Origin of the sequence: Mycobacterium neglectum (assembly GCF_002591975.1) — a bacterium.
Lineage (GTDB): Bacteria > Actinomycetota > Actinomycetes > Mycobacteriales > Mycobacteriaceae > Mycobacterium > Mycobacterium neglectum.
Genome location: NZ_NVQE01000012.1, coordinates 107,204 through 121,004 on the forward strand (window position 1 = coordinate 107,204; position 13,801 = coordinate 121,004).

Genomic DNA, 13,801 nt, shown 5'->3' on the forward strand with positions numbered 1-13,801 from the left:
CACAGCAAACGACCGCCGAATTATTCTCATAGCCGGCTAAGCCAACGCCAGCCTCGCAATAGCTGCGCGTCGGACCGGTGAGGTGATGCGCAGTGGAAACTACTGAACGTCCCCAGCCCTGGGGCAAGGCGATCGTCGCCTGGGGCCTTGGCACACTTTTCCTGGGCTTGGGCCTGCTCACCGCGGTCATGATCGGCATCGTCGCCGAGCAGGTCAGAGACCGTCTCGAGGTGTCCGAACACGCGATCGGCATGCTGAGCGCCGTCTTCTACGTCGCCTACTCGCTCGCGCAGTTCGCTGGTGGCATCATGCTCGACCGTCTCAACCCGCGCTGGATTCTCGGAGTCTCCTCGCTGATCGCTGCGGTCGGTTGCGTACTTCTTGCCAACGCCACGAGCATGGGTGTCACCGTCATAGGCAGGGTCGTACTCGGAGTCGGACTCTCGACCAGCTTCCTTGGAGCCATCTATCTCGCGAGGATCTGGTTCCCTCCGCAACGCTTCGCGGTGATGTCGTCCATATCCCAGCTTGCGACCAACGTGATTCTGGCCATCATGCTGATCGGCCTCTCGGTCACCGAGACCATCCCGCCGTTGCACGCGGCGATGATCGGCATGGCCGTCGGTTATGTGGTGTTAGGGATCGCGATCCTGGTGCTGGTTACAAGACCAGCCACAGTCGCCACCGCTGCGCACGGCGACAGCGACGTCGGTATTGTCCTTCAATTACGGACGGTGGTGGGAGTACCGCAATTCTGGTTGGGCACAGCATTTTTCGCAAGCGTGTTCGGAGTCCTCATCGCCTGGAACGACCTGTGGGGCATCATGAACCAGCGGGCCTATGGGCGCACCCTCGAGATGGCGACGGCGTTGACGTCCACCGGAGCCATCGCCGCCGGTGTCGGCGGCGTGCTGTTGGGCTGGATATCGGACCGGCTCGGAAAACGGTCGCAGATCACCCAGATCACCATCTGGCTGCTCACCGTCACGATGGCCCTGGTGTTGTTCCTTCCGCGCCTGCCAACCACCGGCGTATTCGTTCTGCTGTTCGTCTTCGGTTTCCTGTTGGGCAGCAACATCCTCGGATTCGCTCAGATCGGACAGCACATCCCCGACAACGCACAGGCGACCGCGTTCGGCTTGATGACAAGCTTCGGTTTCCTCACCGGCGCAGGCCTGGACTACGTCATTGGAGTCCTCGTAGGCGAGGCCCCGCCGGCCGGCACAGACATCGCGATCAGCCACTACCGAGGCGCGTTGATACCCCTGCTGGTCGTGCTCGTCATCGGTTCGTTGTGCGCGATCGCCTTGAAGGACCGAGCGCAACCGCCGTCAGCCGCGACGACCGATTCCCTGCCGATCCAAACCGCAAAGTAAGGAGCTGATTGATGGATGACATGAAATATCTCCTTCGCGCCGTTGACGTGTCCAAACGGTCTGTGCGCGAGGGGAATCACCCGTTCGGGTCCGTCCTCGTCGACAGCGAGGGCAACGTCCTGCTCGAGCAGACGAACATCGAAGTGACCGAGGCGGATTGCACCGGGCACGCGGAAACGACGCTGATGCGCCAGGCCTCAAAGAAATACGACAAGGACTTTCTCGCCACATGCACGCTCTACACGACGGCGGAGCCTTGCTCGATGTGCGCCGGGGCGATGTATTGGGCCAACGTCAGGCGCCTGGTCTACGGCATCACCGAGAAGCAGTTGCTCGCCGAAACCGGCGACGATCCGAGGAACCCGACGTTAAGCCTCGATTGCCGCAAAGTTTTCGGCGCAGGGCAGAAGGAGATCGAGGTGATCGGACCGGTCCCGGAAGTGGCGGAGGCAGTGCTCGAACCGCACCGGAACTATTGGACACAGCAGAACTGACGCCGCCTCCGTCAGCGGCGTTCGGACGAAGCAACCGGGTCGTCGTCCTCCCACAGGAGGAGCTGACGGACCGCGGGGCGGGATCCGTACGGTTGCAGCATGGCGCTCGCCGGCCGCGGGCGCACTCGCAGCGGCCACCAGAACCACCGCCCGAGAAGCACGGCGATGGACGGGGTCATGAACGAGCGCACGATCAGCGTGTCGAACAACAGGCCGAGGGCGATGGTCGTGCCGATCTGGCCGAGCACGACCAGATCGCTGTACACGAACGACGCCATGGTGAAGGCGAACACCAAGCCCGCCGCGGTGACGACCCCACCCGTACCCGCCATCGCCCGGATGATGCCGGTGTTCAAGCCTGCGCCGATCTCTTCCTTGAAGCGGGATATCAATAGCAGGTTGTAATCCGAACCCACTGCCAGCAGCAGGATTATCGCCATTGGCATTATGACCCAATACAACTGGATGCCGAGGATGTGCTGCCACACGAGTATCGACAGTCCGAGTGAAGCGCCGAGCGACAGCGCCACGGTCCCCACGATGACAATCGCGGCAACGAGGCTTCGGGTGATGAACATCATGATGAGCAGGATCAGGCTGAGCGCCGCGATGACGACGATCATCAGGTCGTACTTCGCGCTTTCCTGAATGTCCTTGTATGTCGCAGCTGTGCCACCGATGTAGATGTGGGAACCCGCCAACGGCGTGCCCTTGACCGCCTCCTCCGCCGAGTGCCTGATCGCGTCGATGTGCGAAATACCCTGCGGGGTTGCGGGATCGACGTCATGCGTGATGATCATCCGGGCTGCTTTGCCGTCGGGCGAGAGGAACAGTTTCAGGCCGCGCTGGAATTCGGCATTGTCGAAAACCTCCGGCGGAACGTAGAACGAGTCGTCGGTTTTCGACGCGTCGAACGCGGCTCCCATAGCTGTCGAGTTCTCCAGGGCCGCCGCATTCTGATCGTAGATTCCGGACAAGGTGGCGTAGTTGGTCATGACCAACTCGCGATTGATCTGCTGACTGGCCAGCTGGGGCGGTATCAGCTCGAGCAGCTTTGGCTGAATCGCATCCAGCTTGTCCAGGCTCGACGTGACATTGGCCAGCTGGTCAGTGAGCGCGTTGATGCCGTCAAGGGCATCGAACAGCGATCGAAGCGCGAAGCACATCGGGATGTCGAAACAGTGTGGCTCCCAATAGAAATAGTTGCGCAGCGGACGGAACTGGTCGTCGAAGTTGGCGATCTTGTCCCGCAGATCTTTCGCTACCTCGACGGTTTGGTGGAACGCCTCGACCTGTTCGTGTGTCGCGTCGTTCGCCTGTGCCTGCAACGTGGCCTGCTGCCGCAGAATGCCGATCGTCTTGTCGATTTCGTCGACCTGTTTGAGCAGGTCGTTGGCGCGGTCTTGCTGATAACCGAGATTCTGTATCTGGCCGGCACTCTGGGCGCTGATCTGAAATGGAATCGACGTGTGATCCAGCGGGGTGCCCAACGGGCGCGTAATCGATTGCACCTGAGCGATACCGGCCGTGTGGAAGACGGCCTTGGCCACCCGCTCCAACAGGATCATGTCGGTTGGATTGCGCAGATCGTGGTTCGCCTCGATCATCAGGAGTTCGGGGTTGAGCCGAGCCTTCGAGAAGTGCCGCTCGGCGGCGGCGTAACCGACATTGGACGGCGCGCGATCGGGCAGGTAGATGCCGACGTCATAGCTGGTCTTGTAGCCGGGCAGCGCCAGAAGACCCACAGCGGCCACCGCCATCGTCGCGACGAGGATCGGCCCTGGCCACCGGACGATGGCCGTGCCGATCCGACGCCATCCCCTGGTTCGGGCTTTGCGTTTGGGTTCCAACAGCCCGAAGCGGGCGCCGATCGTCATCACGGCGGGCGCGAGGGTCAGCGCCGCCACAAGTGCCACGAGCATACCGATCGCGGCGGGAACGCCGAGGCTCTGGAAATAGGGCAGTCGGGTGAAGCTCAGACACAAGACCGCGCCGGCGACCGTCAGACCCGAGGCCAGAATGACGTGGGCGGTCCCGCGGTACATGTTGTAGTACGACGCTTCTCGGTCGATCCCGTTGTTGCGGTCCTCGTGGTATCGGCCCATGAGGAAGATCGCATAATCGGTGCCGGCCGCGATGACCAGCAACGTGAGGATGTTGGTCGAGTAGGTCGACAGCCCGATGATCCCGGAGTTGCCGAGGAAGGCCACAATGCCACGGGCCGCGGACATTTCGATGAGAACGGTGATCAACACCAGCAGCATGGTGACTATCGAGCGGTAGACGAGCAGCAGCATCACCGCGATCACCAGCACCGTCAGCACGGTCACCTTGGTGGTGCCTTCGTTGCCCACTTCGAACTGGTCGGCGACTTGGGGCGCCGGACCGGCGACATAGGCCTTGATGCCGGGTGGCGCAGGCGTGCTGTTCACGATGTCGCGGACGGCTTCAACCGATGCGATGGACTCAGGTTCGCCCAGGTTGCCGGTGAGGAAAACCTGGACATAGGCCGCCTTGCCGTCGGAGCTCTGAGATCCCGCCGCCGTCAACGGGTCTCCCCAGAAGTCCTGAACGTGCTGAACGTGCTTGTGGTCCTGCTCAAAACGGTCGACCAGCGTGTCGTAGTACCGATGCGCTTCGGTTCCGAGCGGCTCATCGCCCTCCAGCACAACCATGGCCGCACCGTCGGAATCGAATTCTTGAAAAACGGCGCCAATCTTCTTGAATGCCTGCAGCGATGGTGAATCGGGTGAGCTCATTGCCACGTTGTGTGCTTCGCCGACGACCTCCAGCTGCGGAACGAGGGCGTTGGTGAGCCCGGCCACAACCAGCCAGAACAGCACGATCGGCACCGAAAGCCAACGGATCCACTTCGCGATGCGGTCCGTCAGCGACGTTCGAGAATCCTGCTGGTTGCTCATCCCGACTTATCCAGGCAGAAGGTGTAGGCGTTCATGGTGTTGACCTGTCTCTCGTCCTTGACCACGTCGTCGATGACGATGCGGCAGCCGAGGGATTCGCTGTCGCCCTGCGCCATGACGTTGACAAGCACTGCCGTCTGGGTCGTCGTGATGTCGTATCGCCACGGGAGGGTCACATCTTCGGCGCGCTGCGGCTGGGCGTCGACGTCCAGATAGTTGATCGTTGCCACGGTGCCCGGCGGGCCGAACACTTCGAGGACGACGTGCTTGGGGTTGAACGGCACGATCTCATCGGAAAGGGCTTCCGCAGTGGAGGTGTCATGGCCTGAACCGGCTATACCGTGCAGGCGGTAGACGGCGTAGCCGGCAAGGGCCACGACGACGACGGCGACCATGAGCATCCAGCTTCGACCCAGAAGGCGACCCACCGAAAACCCCTGCACCCGCCAGCCTTTCGATACCGCGACACGAGGCGTGGACTGACCCTATCTCAGTCCGGCGACATATCAACCTTGTTGACAGTACGGTACGGTACCGGACAGCACAACCCGTACGGGCACACCGACTGAGCAGCCGTTTTTTAGCTGTTCAGTCGGGTGAGGCTGGGAATCACCACATCGTCGACGAGCGCTTGCACCGTGCGCCGACTGGGCGGCCGCAACGAAAAGATGGACCGGAAGATGAGGTAGCCGGGCATCACGTCCCAGAGATCGTCGGTGATGGCGGCGGCGTCGATTTCCCCGCGTTCGACGGCTTGTCCCAGGACGTGCTTGAACAGGGCCTTGCGTTGATCCAGGAACTGGTGCTGCATGACGTCGTTGAGCGCGGGGTTACGGGATGCCTCGACCAGGACCGCCCGCACGGTGCTTGCGTGTGTGCGTGCCTGGTTGCAGATCACCTCTCCCAACTGCAATAGGTCGCCGCGCAGGGTGCCGGTCTCGGGGGCCACCGCGACCTGGCGGACCCCCTCGCTAAATGCCGCCAACACGAGTTCGGCCTTCGTCGGCCACCGCCGATACACCGTGGCCTTGCTGGCCCGCGCGCCCGCGGCGACGGCATCCAACGTCAGCCCGTCATAGCCTTCCTCCTGAAGTAACCGCAACGTCACGGCCAGGAGTTCGGCCTCCCGCGGCGACCACGGCGAGGACTCCACAGCACGGGCGGCACCGGAGGTCATCGCACCACCCTAGATCGGGCAGGCAACCAGACCTCTTCGGATGACGCGTTTGCGCCGCAATCGACGTCGCGCAATGCAGAATCCTTGCCACGATGACATTGGTCAAATGGGCGCCCGGCGTCGCGCAGTTTCGGGGATACCAGCGGCGCTGGTTGCGCGGCGACGTCCTGGCCGGCCTGACCGTGGCGGCCTACCTGGTACCTCAGGTGATGGCCTACGCGACGGTCGCGGGGCTCCCACCGGTGGCCGGGCTGTGGGCGGCGATCGCGCCACTTGCCCTGTACGCATTGCTCGGCTCGTCTCGGCAACTGTCGGTCGGACCCGAATCCACGACCGCGTTGATGACTGCCGTCGTTCTCGCGCCGATCGTCATCGGCGATCCAGCACGCTACGCGGCTCTGGCTGCCGTCCTGGCGTTGCTGGTCGGAGCGATCTGTCTCGTGGGCGGCATCGCACGGCTGGGCTTTCTCGCCAACCTGCTGTCGCGACCGGTGCTCATCGGATACATGACGGGCATCGCCATCGTCATGATCGCCAGCCAACTGGGCAAGACCACCGGCGTCGCAGTCCAGGGAGACGAGTTCATCGACCAGATAAGGTCTTTCGCGACCGGGATCGGACAGGCGCATTGGCCGACGGTGGTGCTGGCAGCTTTGGTGCTGCTGCTTCTGCTCTCGCTGGCACATTGGCTGCCCCGTGCACCGGGACCGGTGATCGCTGTGCTAGTCGCCACGGCATCAGTCGGCGCCCTGTCCCTCGATACGCGCGGGATTGCGGTCGTTGGCCAAGTCCCGTCCGGCCTACCGACGCCGGGACTACCACCAGTCTCGTTGAGCGACTTGGCAACACTGGCCATCCCAGCCGTCGGCATTGCGATCGTCGCGTTCTCCGACAATGTGTTGTCCGCACGCGCGTTCGCCACCCGCAGAAGTGAGGAGATCGACGCGAACGCGGAACTGCGCGCGGTCGGGATGTGCAACATCGCCGCCGGGGTAACCCACGGGTTTCCGGTCAGCTCTAGCGGCAGCCGCACCGCCGTCGGCGACATCGTCGGCAGCCGTACGCAGCTCTACTCACTGGTCGCGCTGGGATGCGTCGTCGTGGTGCTCGTCTTCGCAGGCGGCCTGCTGGCGGTGTTTCCGACCGCGGCGCTTGGCGCGTTGGTGGTATTTGCCGCACTGCACTTGATCGACCTCGCGGAGTTTCGCCGCCTGGCGCGGTTTCGCCGCAGCGAACTGATCCTCGCATTGGCCACCACGGCGGCCGTGTTGGGATTCGGCGTGCTCTATGGCGTTGTCGTCGCCGTTGTTCTGTCCATTCTGGAATTGCTACGACGCCTGGCGCACGCACATGACAGCGTTCTCGGGTTCGTCCCGGGTATCGCGGGGATGCACGACATCGATGACTACCCAGGGGCGACCCGCGTGCCCGGCCTGGTGGTGTATCGCTATGACGCACCGCTGTGCTTCGCCAACGCGGAGGACTTCCGGACCCGCGCACTGGCTGCCGTGGACAACAATCCGGAACCCGTCGAATGGTTTGTGCTCAACGCCGAGTCCAATGTGGAGGTCGACCTGACAGCACTCGATGCCCTGGAGCAGCTGCGCGTCGAATTGGCCCGCCGTGGAATCGTTTTCGCAATGGCCAGAGTCAAACAGGACTTACGCGAATCGTTGCACGCTGCGGGGATTCTGGACGAGATCGGCGAAGATCGCATCTTCATGACGTTGCCCACCGCTGTGGAAGAGTTCAAGCGCCACAGCCGGTCCTGAGCCGCGGGCGACAACGGACGGACAACTCACTTTCACGGTAGGGGCGCGCACCATCTCAGTTTGGTGCCCCCCGTCGGCACCGCCTCGATGGTGAACGACCCACCGGCACTGTCGGCGCGCTTGCGCAGATTGGTCAATCCGCTGCCGGTGATGTCACCCTCGATGCCGCATCCGTTGTCGACGACTTCGATGGTCAAGTCGTCCTCGACCGCGACGCTGATCGCGAGCGAGACGGCCTTTGCGTGGCGCACGGCGTTGCTCACCGCTTCTCGGACAACGGCTTCAGCGTGATCGGCCAGCGTTGCATCGACAACCGAAAGCGGTCCCACGTATTGCACGCTGGTGCGCAGATTCGCGTTCGCGAATTGAGCGACGGCCTCGTCGAGGCGCTGGCGTAGCCGGGTCACGCCCGACGACGAGCCGTGCAGATCGAAGATCGCCGTCCGGATCTCCTGAATCACCTGTTGAAGGTCGTCCACGCAATCGGTCAGTCGTTGCTGCACTTCTGGCACCCGCGCCCGCGGAATCGCCCCCTGCAGGGCGAGTCCGACGGCAAACAGCCGCTGGATGACGTGATCGTGGAGGTCGCGGGCGATGCGGTCACGGTCGGTGAGAACACTGAGTTCGCGCATCTGCCGCTGGGTGCTTGCCAGCTGCCACGCCAGCGCGGCCTGGTCGGCAAAAGCGGTCATCATGTCGAATTGCTCGGAACTGAACGGCGCCGCACCCGCCGGTCGCAGCGCGACCAGAACACCGGCGACTTCGTCACTGGCACGCAGTGGCAGCACCAGCGCGGGCCCGGTCGTGCCCACCTCGAATTCGATGTAGTCGAACCGGCCGGGAGCACGCTGCACGAAGGCCTCACCGATCGGCGTTCCTTCAATCGGAATGTTGTGCAGCGCCGCGACGGGACCGTCGCCCGCGGTTGCCGCGACGATGAGCTCAGTGATTTCGCCGACCGGCAGGTCCGCATCGGCCGGCACGGCCACCAGCGTCGTTTCAGCACCACTGAGATGCCGCGACTGGTCGGCGACGAGCCGAAACACCGTGGCCGGATCGGTCCCTGCCAACAGTTCGGTGCCGATATCGCGAGTCGCCTCGATCCAGGACAGCCGCGTCTTGGACTGTTCGTACAGCCGGGCATTGTCGATCGCGATGCCCGCGGCCGCGGCGAGCGCCTGAACCAGTACCTCGTCGTCCTCGCTGAACGGCTGCCCGCCCGCCTTCTCCGTCAGGTACAGGTTGCCGAACACCTCGTCGCGGATGCGCACCGGTACTCCCAGGAAAGTCTGCATCGGAGGGTGGTTCGGCGGGAAGCCGACCGACGACGCGTGGTGGGAGATGTTGTCCAAGCGAATCGGTTTGGGATCGTCGATCAAGACCCCGAGCACGCCACGTCCCTCCGGCAGGTGCCCGATTTTTTCGCGCATCTCCTCGTCGATGCCCTCGTAGATGAACTCGACCAGTTCGTGATCGTGGCCACGCACGCCGACGGCTCCGTATTGCGCGTCGACCAGTTCGATGGCCGTGTGCACGATCGTCTTCAGGGTCTCATCGAGCTCGAGGCCCGAGGTGACCACCAGCATCGCCTCAACCAGACCATCGACGCGGTCGCGACCCTCGACGATCTGCTCGACGCGGTCCTGTACCTCCATGAGCAGTTCCCGCAGGCGCAACCCCGAGAGGGTGTCACGCAGACGCGGTGCGCCTGCACCAGCTTTCGACCACGATCTGTCGGTCACAGCCTCATGGTCGCACCGAACTCGCCGAATAGCGACGATTCTGGGACTCAATTGACGAGGCGGACGCCTTTAATGTCAGGCCGACGGTCAGTTGACGGTGAGATTCTGCGTCGGTTGCATCGGTATTGCATCATATAGTCTTCGACGTCGTCTCGGCGTTGGCGCTCCGCACGGTCACGCAGGCCGCGCATCATCTTCTGCTCCATGACGAAATGCACGACATCGAAGGCGGGATGTCCGATGGCTCCCCCACTGCCGCGCACGAGCAGACGGGTCCATGCATTTTGTCGCCGAAGACAGAACGCCCAGGCGCCCGAGGCCTTTTCGCCGCGATTTAGGCGTTCGAAGTCGGCCGGTGACACGAGCACCAGGTGTGACTCCGACTCGACAGCGGCCACGACCTGGCGGGCGGTATCACCGTATCGGCGGGCGAGCCAAACGGTGTCGCCGACGCGCAGGTCCTGCCACTGGGGGTGGATCGTGTTCGCGTTATGAATGTCTGCACCGGCCATCCGTTCGAGCAGCGAGTAGCTGTAGAAGCCGCCGCGGTTCTCGCCAATCTGCACAAGCCACGGCCATACGAAGCGAACCGGGGCATCGATGGTCAGTGCGCGGGTCGTCCGCGCCGTTCCGGCCGCCACGAATTCATCTCCCGGCAGCATTGCCGTGATTTCACCATCGTCGGCACCCCAGGCGTACATCCGGGGCCGTAGTTCGCGTCGGTACATCGCGATGACGCCGACTGCGGCCATCAGTCCGGCCAAACATGGTCGTCGTTTACCCATGCGCCCAACGCTAAAAACAGCGCCGCCGCAGGCTAAGGACCGAAGGTCCTGAGCATCAATGCCAAAAGCGCTCCAATGGCCAGAATGACCGAGCGCGACGATCACCGTTCACCCGGTCCGCACGCCCCCCGCCCTATCAGGCCAGGGCCAGGAACAGCTTCTCCAATTCGGCCTCGGTCATCGGCCGTTGCCCGTCAGCGGCATCGCCGGTCAGGCACTCCCGCAAACCGGTCGCGACGATCTTGAACCCCGCCTTGTCCAGCGCCCGCGACACAGCAGCCAGCTGTGTCACGACGTCCTTGCAGTCGCGGCCCGCTTCGATCATCGAGATCACTCCAGCCAGCTGACCTTGCGCCCTGCGCAGTCGATTCAGCACTGCGGCGATTGCGTCCTCGTCACCAACCATGGGTACTCCTTCCCGAGCACTACAGCCATGGTACCCGCGGGGGTATTCCCGCAGTCATGCGGCGGCCCCGCCCGCAGCCGAGGCACCGGCGAAGCGACGCAGCGGGCAATGGGCATACCGGGTGCAGGCGAATGTCATCGCCGCGGCGATTCCTGTCAGCGTTGCGAAGGCGATTCCGACGCTCAGGTGGATCTCTTGGGCCAGAATCACCGACGACATCGCCAGGACGAACCAGCCGAACGTCTTCCGCAGCGCATCAGGGTCGACCATCGCAGTGAGGCGCGCCCCGACCAGTGCGCCGACCACGGCCGCTGCGGTGACGGCAAGCGCGATCCCCCAGTCGATCTGGACACTGGACAGGTATCCGGCCAGGCCGGCGAACGACTTCATCGCGATGACGACCAGCGAGGTGCCGACCGCGACCGGCATCGGCAGCCCGCCGAGCAGAGCGAGGGCGGGCACGACCAGGAATCCGCCGCCGGCACCGACCAGCCCGGTCACCAGTCCAACCACCAGGCCCTCGGCGATGATCTTCGGGACCGGCAGGTGATGCCCGCCCTCGAAGGCGTCGACGTTCTTGCGTCCCCGCAGCATCGCGACGGCCGTGGCGATCATCATGAGGGCGAATCCGATGAGTAGGACGGTGCCGGGGATGAACCGGGCCAGCACTCCGCCCCCATAAGCACCGGCCATTCCTGCCGCGCCGAAGATCAGGCCGGTGCGCCACTGCACCCGGCAGGCCCTCGCATGCGAGATCGCGCCGATCGCACTCGTGACGCCGACGACCAACAACGAGGTCGCGATGGCCTGCTTGGCGTCCATGCCCGCGACATAGGCCAGCAGCGGGACGGTGAGGATGGACCCGCCGCCGCCGAGCAGGCCGAGTGCGACGCCGACGAAAACTGCGAGGCCGATGGTGACTGCAATCATGTTCGGCTAGCTCACTTTCCGGCCCGTGGGAGCGGAGCCGACCAGCTGGGACACGATGGTCGGGGCGTCGCAGGCGGCACCGCGGTTGTAAGGGAGCTTCGACAGCAACGTCCCCATCGCGCACGTGTTGGAGAGTGCCGCGAAGGCCAGTCCGCCGCCGACCGCCCCGGCCACCCATTTGAGCTTGGGGGCCGCGATGCTGCCGAGGATGCTGGAGACCACGATCGACCCGGCAACAAGGCGGACCTGGCGCTCAAGGTCCCATCGTTGGGTGCCCCGGTTTACCGCGAAGCCGTTGGCCTCCCACGCGGTGATGCCCCCGTCGAGGATGTGCACATTGGACAACCCGGCGTTACGCAGCGTCTCTTCGGCCTGGGCGGCGCGCTGTCCGGAACGACAGACCAGCACGACGTCCTCGTCGAGATGCTTGATGATCTCGTCACGGTGCTCGCGCAGCAGATCCAGAGGCACGTTGTAAGCGCCGGCTATGTGGGCCGTCTCGAACTCCCCCGGCGTGCGGACATCGAGAACCCGGGGTGGCCTGGCCGAACCGAGCAGATCGCGCAGGTACTGCGAATCGATGGTGGCGGTCATGGTCATGGTTCAGAACGTCCTTTCGACTGGCCGGCGGTGACCTAATCCTCTAGGCGTTAGATACCGCCGGGGGTATGTTCAATTAGGATTGTAGCTATACCCCCACCGGTATTGTCAAGAGGGGAATGAGATACCCCCCAGGGTAGTTGACATACCCATAGGGGTATATGCCAGGATGGCATTGACCAACCGAATGAAAGGACTGAGGACATGAAGTTCATCCAGTACTACTTGGATTGTCTGTCGCATGCGTCGTATTTGATCGCTGACGAAACAACAAGGCGCGCAGTGGTTGTCGATCCGCAGCGCGATGTGTCCGAGTATCTGGCTGACGCCAAGGAATTGGGCCAGACCATCGAGCTGGTGATCGAGACCCACTTTCACGCCGACTTCCTGTCCGGTCACCTCGAGCTGGCCAAGGCGACGGGCGCAAAGATCGTCTTCTCCTCGGTCGCCGAGACCGAGTTCGAGTCGATGGGGGTTGCCGACGGCGAGATCTACTCGCTGGGTCAGGTGACTTTGGAATTCCGCCACACCCCTGGTCACACTCCGGAGTCTCTGAGCGTCGTGGTCTACGAGCACGCCGACGACGCGGTTCCCTACGGCGTGCTGACCGGCGATGCGCTGTTCATCGGCGACGTCGGGCGGCCCGACCTGCTGGCCTCGATCGGGTTCACCCGCGAGGAACTGGCCGACAAACTCTATGACTCACTGCACAACAAGCTGATGACCCTGCCCGACGCCACCCGGGTGTACCCCGCGCACGGGGCGGGTTCGGCGTGCGGCAAGAACCTGTCCACCGACCTGTGGTCCACGATGGGCGATCAGAAGGCCACCAACTACGCGCTGCGCGCCCCGGACAAGGCCACCTTCATGAACCTGGTCACCGAGGGCCAACCGCCGGCGCCGGGCTACTTCGTCTACGACGCGATCCTCAACCGCAAAGACCGCGAACTGCTCGACGAGACCAAGATGCCGACCGCCATGAGCTACCCACAGGTGCTCGAGGCAATCGACGGCGGCGCCGTATTGGTCGACGGCCGCACCCCCGAGGAGTTCGCGTTGGGGCACCTGCGGCGCGCGGTCAACATCGGTCTGGAAGGCCGCTATGCCGAATTCGCCGGCTCGGTGCTGCCGTCAGACGTCGACATCGTGCTGTTCACCGAGCCCGGTCAGGAACTGGAGGGCAAAAATCGGCTCGCCCGCATCGGTTTCGACCGGGTGATCGGCTACCTCGACAAGCCCTTCGAGGTGATGTTCGAGAATCGCGACGACGTTCAGGTGGCCTCACGACTGACGGCCAAGGCATTCGACGAACGCACGGCGCAGGTCGCCGGGCTGCAGATCGTCGATGTCCGCAATCCGGGCGAGGTCGAGGCCGGCGCCATCCCCAACGCGATCTCGATCCCCTTGGGCCAGTTGCCCGCCCGGCTGGGTGAACTCGATCCCACCGCGCCGACCGTCGTGTACTGCGCTGGAGGCTACCGGTCATCGGTCGCGGCCAGCCTGCTGCGCCAGCACGGCTTCACCGATGTCAGCGACATCCTGGGCGGCTTCGGCGCCTGGGAAGACGCCACCCAGAACGCCTGACCGACAACAGGAGA

General features: G+C 63.8%; 12 protein-coding genes. 4 read left to right on the plus strand and 8 right to left on the minus strand.

Translation table 11 applies throughout. The features are described 5' to 3' along the window. Positions 1–92: 92 nt before the first annotated feature. Positions 93–1,376 carry an MFS transporter gene (locus CSQ99_RS12255; RefSeq protein WP_141562659.1) on the plus strand — a complete coding sequence of 428 codons (1,284 nt, stop codon included), beginning with the start codon at positions 93–95 and terminating at the stop codon, positions 1,374–1,376. Between the two features lie 11 nt (positions 1,377–1,387). Further along, the gene (locus tag CSQ99_RS12260) at positions 1,388–1,870 is read left to right on the plus strand and encodes a nucleoside deaminase (RefSeq protein WP_099039310.1); all 483 of its coding nucleotides are present in this window, start codon (positions 1,388–1,390) and stop codon (positions 1,868–1,870) included. An 11-nt stretch (positions 1,871–1,881) separates the two neighbouring features. On the opposite strand, the gene CSQ99_RS12265 is transcribed toward CSQ99_RS12260, so the two are convergent. The 3 genes from CSQ99_RS12265 to CSQ99_RS12275 form a co-directional block, all read right to left on the minus strand. Further along, a complete protein-coding gene (locus CSQ99_RS12265) occupies positions 1,882–4,791 on the minus strand; it encodes an MMPL/RND family transporter (RefSeq protein WP_099039311.1) in 2,910 nt (969 codons plus the stop codon). Beyond that, positions 4,788–5,186 carry an MmpS family transport accessory protein gene (locus CSQ99_RS12270; RefSeq protein WP_425437816.1) on the minus strand — a complete coding sequence of 133 codons (399 nt, stop codon included), beginning with the start codon at positions 5,184–5,186 and terminating at the stop codon, positions 4,788–4,790. Before CSQ99_RS12270 ends, CSQ99_RS12265 begins: the two co-directional genes overlap by 4 nt. A 185-nt stretch (positions 5,187–5,371) precedes the next feature. Further along, the gene (locus CSQ99_RS12275; protein WP_099039313.1) at positions 5,372–5,968 is read right to left on the minus strand and encodes a TetR/AcrR family transcriptional regulator; all 597 of its coding nucleotides are present in this window, start codon (positions 5,966–5,968) and stop codon (positions 5,372–5,374) included. 80 nt (positions 5,969–6,048) lie between these two features. On the opposite strand from CSQ99_RS12275, the gene CSQ99_RS12280 reads away from it, so the two are divergent. Continuing rightward, positions 6,049–7,740: a SulP family inorganic anion transporter gene (locus CSQ99_RS12280; RefSeq protein WP_099039314.1), complete on the plus strand. Its 1,692-nt coding sequence runs from the start codon at positions 6,049–6,051 to the stop codon at positions 7,738–7,740. 32 nt (positions 7,741–7,772) lie between these two features. Here CSQ99_RS12280 and CSQ99_RS12285 read toward each other — a convergent pair whose 3' ends face one another. From CSQ99_RS12285 to CSQ99_RS12305, 5 genes are all read right to left on the minus strand, one after another. After that, positions 7,773–9,395, minus strand: a complete 1,623-nt coding sequence (locus CSQ99_RS12285) for a GAF domain-containing sensor histidine kinase (protein ID WP_099039356.1) — start codon at positions 9,393–9,395, stop codon at positions 7,773–7,775. A 134-nt stretch (positions 9,396–9,529) separates the two neighbouring features. Next, positions 9,530–10,267: a hypothetical protein gene (locus CSQ99_RS12290; protein ID WP_245908878.1), complete on the minus strand. Its 738-nt coding sequence runs from the start codon at positions 10,265–10,267 to the stop codon at positions 9,530–9,532. 136 nt (positions 10,268–10,403) lie between these two features. Beyond that, complete coding sequence (locus CSQ99_RS12295) at positions 10,404–10,673, minus strand: metal-sensitive transcriptional regulator (RefSeq protein WP_099039315.1); 270 nt, start codon at positions 10,671–10,673, stop codon at positions 10,404–10,406. Positions 10,674–10,727: 54 nt separating this feature from the next. Then, positions 10,728–11,603, minus strand: a complete 876-nt coding sequence (locus CSQ99_RS12300; protein ID WP_099039316.1) for a sulfite exporter TauE/SafE family protein — start codon at positions 11,601–11,603, stop codon at positions 10,728–10,730. A gap of 6 nt (positions 11,604–11,609) precedes the next feature. Continuing rightward, positions 11,610–12,203 carry a rhodanese-like domain-containing protein gene (locus CSQ99_RS12305; protein ID WP_099039317.1) on the minus strand — a complete coding sequence of 198 codons (594 nt, stop codon included), beginning with the start codon at positions 12,201–12,203 and terminating at the stop codon, positions 11,610–11,612. A gap of 204 nt (positions 12,204–12,407) precedes the next feature. Between CSQ99_RS12305 and CSQ99_RS12310 the strand changes: the two genes are divergently transcribed. Further along, positions 12,408–13,787 (plus strand): MBL fold metallo-hydrolase, encoded by a 1,380-nt coding sequence (locus tag CSQ99_RS12310; RefSeq protein WP_099039318.1) that lies wholly within the window; start codon positions 12,408–12,410, stop codon positions 13,785–13,787. Positions 13,788–13,801: the final 14 nt, after the last annotated feature.

What these genes read in the sequence shown, in the direction of transcription:
- CSQ99_RS12260 (WP_099039310.1), top strand. Translation starts at nt 1,388, where the DNA reads ATGGATGACATGAAATATCTCCTTCGCGCCGTTGACGTGTCCAAACGG.
- CSQ99_RS12265 (WP_099039311.1), bottom strand. Translation starts at nt 4,791, where the DNA reads ATGAGCAACCAGCAGGATTCTCGAACGTCGCTGACGGACCGCATCGCG.
- CSQ99_RS12270 (WP_425437816.1), bottom strand. Translation starts at nt 5,186, where the DNA reads ATGGTCGCCGTCGTCGTCGTGGCCCTTGCCGGCTACGCCGTCTACCGC.
- CSQ99_RS12275 (WP_099039313.1), bottom strand. Translation starts at nt 5,968, where the DNA reads ATGACCTCCGGTGCCGCCCGTGCTGTGGAGTCCTCGCCGTGGTCGCCG.
- CSQ99_RS12285 (WP_099039356.1), bottom strand. Translation starts at nt 9,395, where the DNA reads ATGGAGGTACAGGACCGCGTCGAGCAGATCGTCGAGGGTCGCGACCGC.
- CSQ99_RS12290 (WP_245908878.1), bottom strand. Translation starts at nt 10,267, where the DNA reads ATGGGTAAACGACGACCATGTTTGGCCGGACTGATGGCCGCAGTCGGC.
- CSQ99_RS12295 (WP_099039315.1), bottom strand. Translation starts at nt 10,673, where the DNA reads ATGGTTGGTGACGAGGACGCAATCGCCGCAGTGCTGAATCGACTGCGC.
- CSQ99_RS12300 (WP_099039316.1), bottom strand. Translation starts at nt 11,603, where the DNA reads ATGATTGCAGTCACCATCGGCCTCGCAGTTTTCGTCGGCGTCGCACTC.
- CSQ99_RS12305 (WP_099039317.1), bottom strand. Translation starts at nt 12,203, where the DNA reads ATGACCATGACCGCCACCATCGATTCGCAGTACCTGCGCGATCTGCTC.
- CSQ99_RS12310 (WP_099039318.1), top strand. Translation starts at nt 12,408, where the DNA reads ATGAAGTTCATCCAGTACTACTTGGATTGTCTGTCGCATGCGTCGTAT.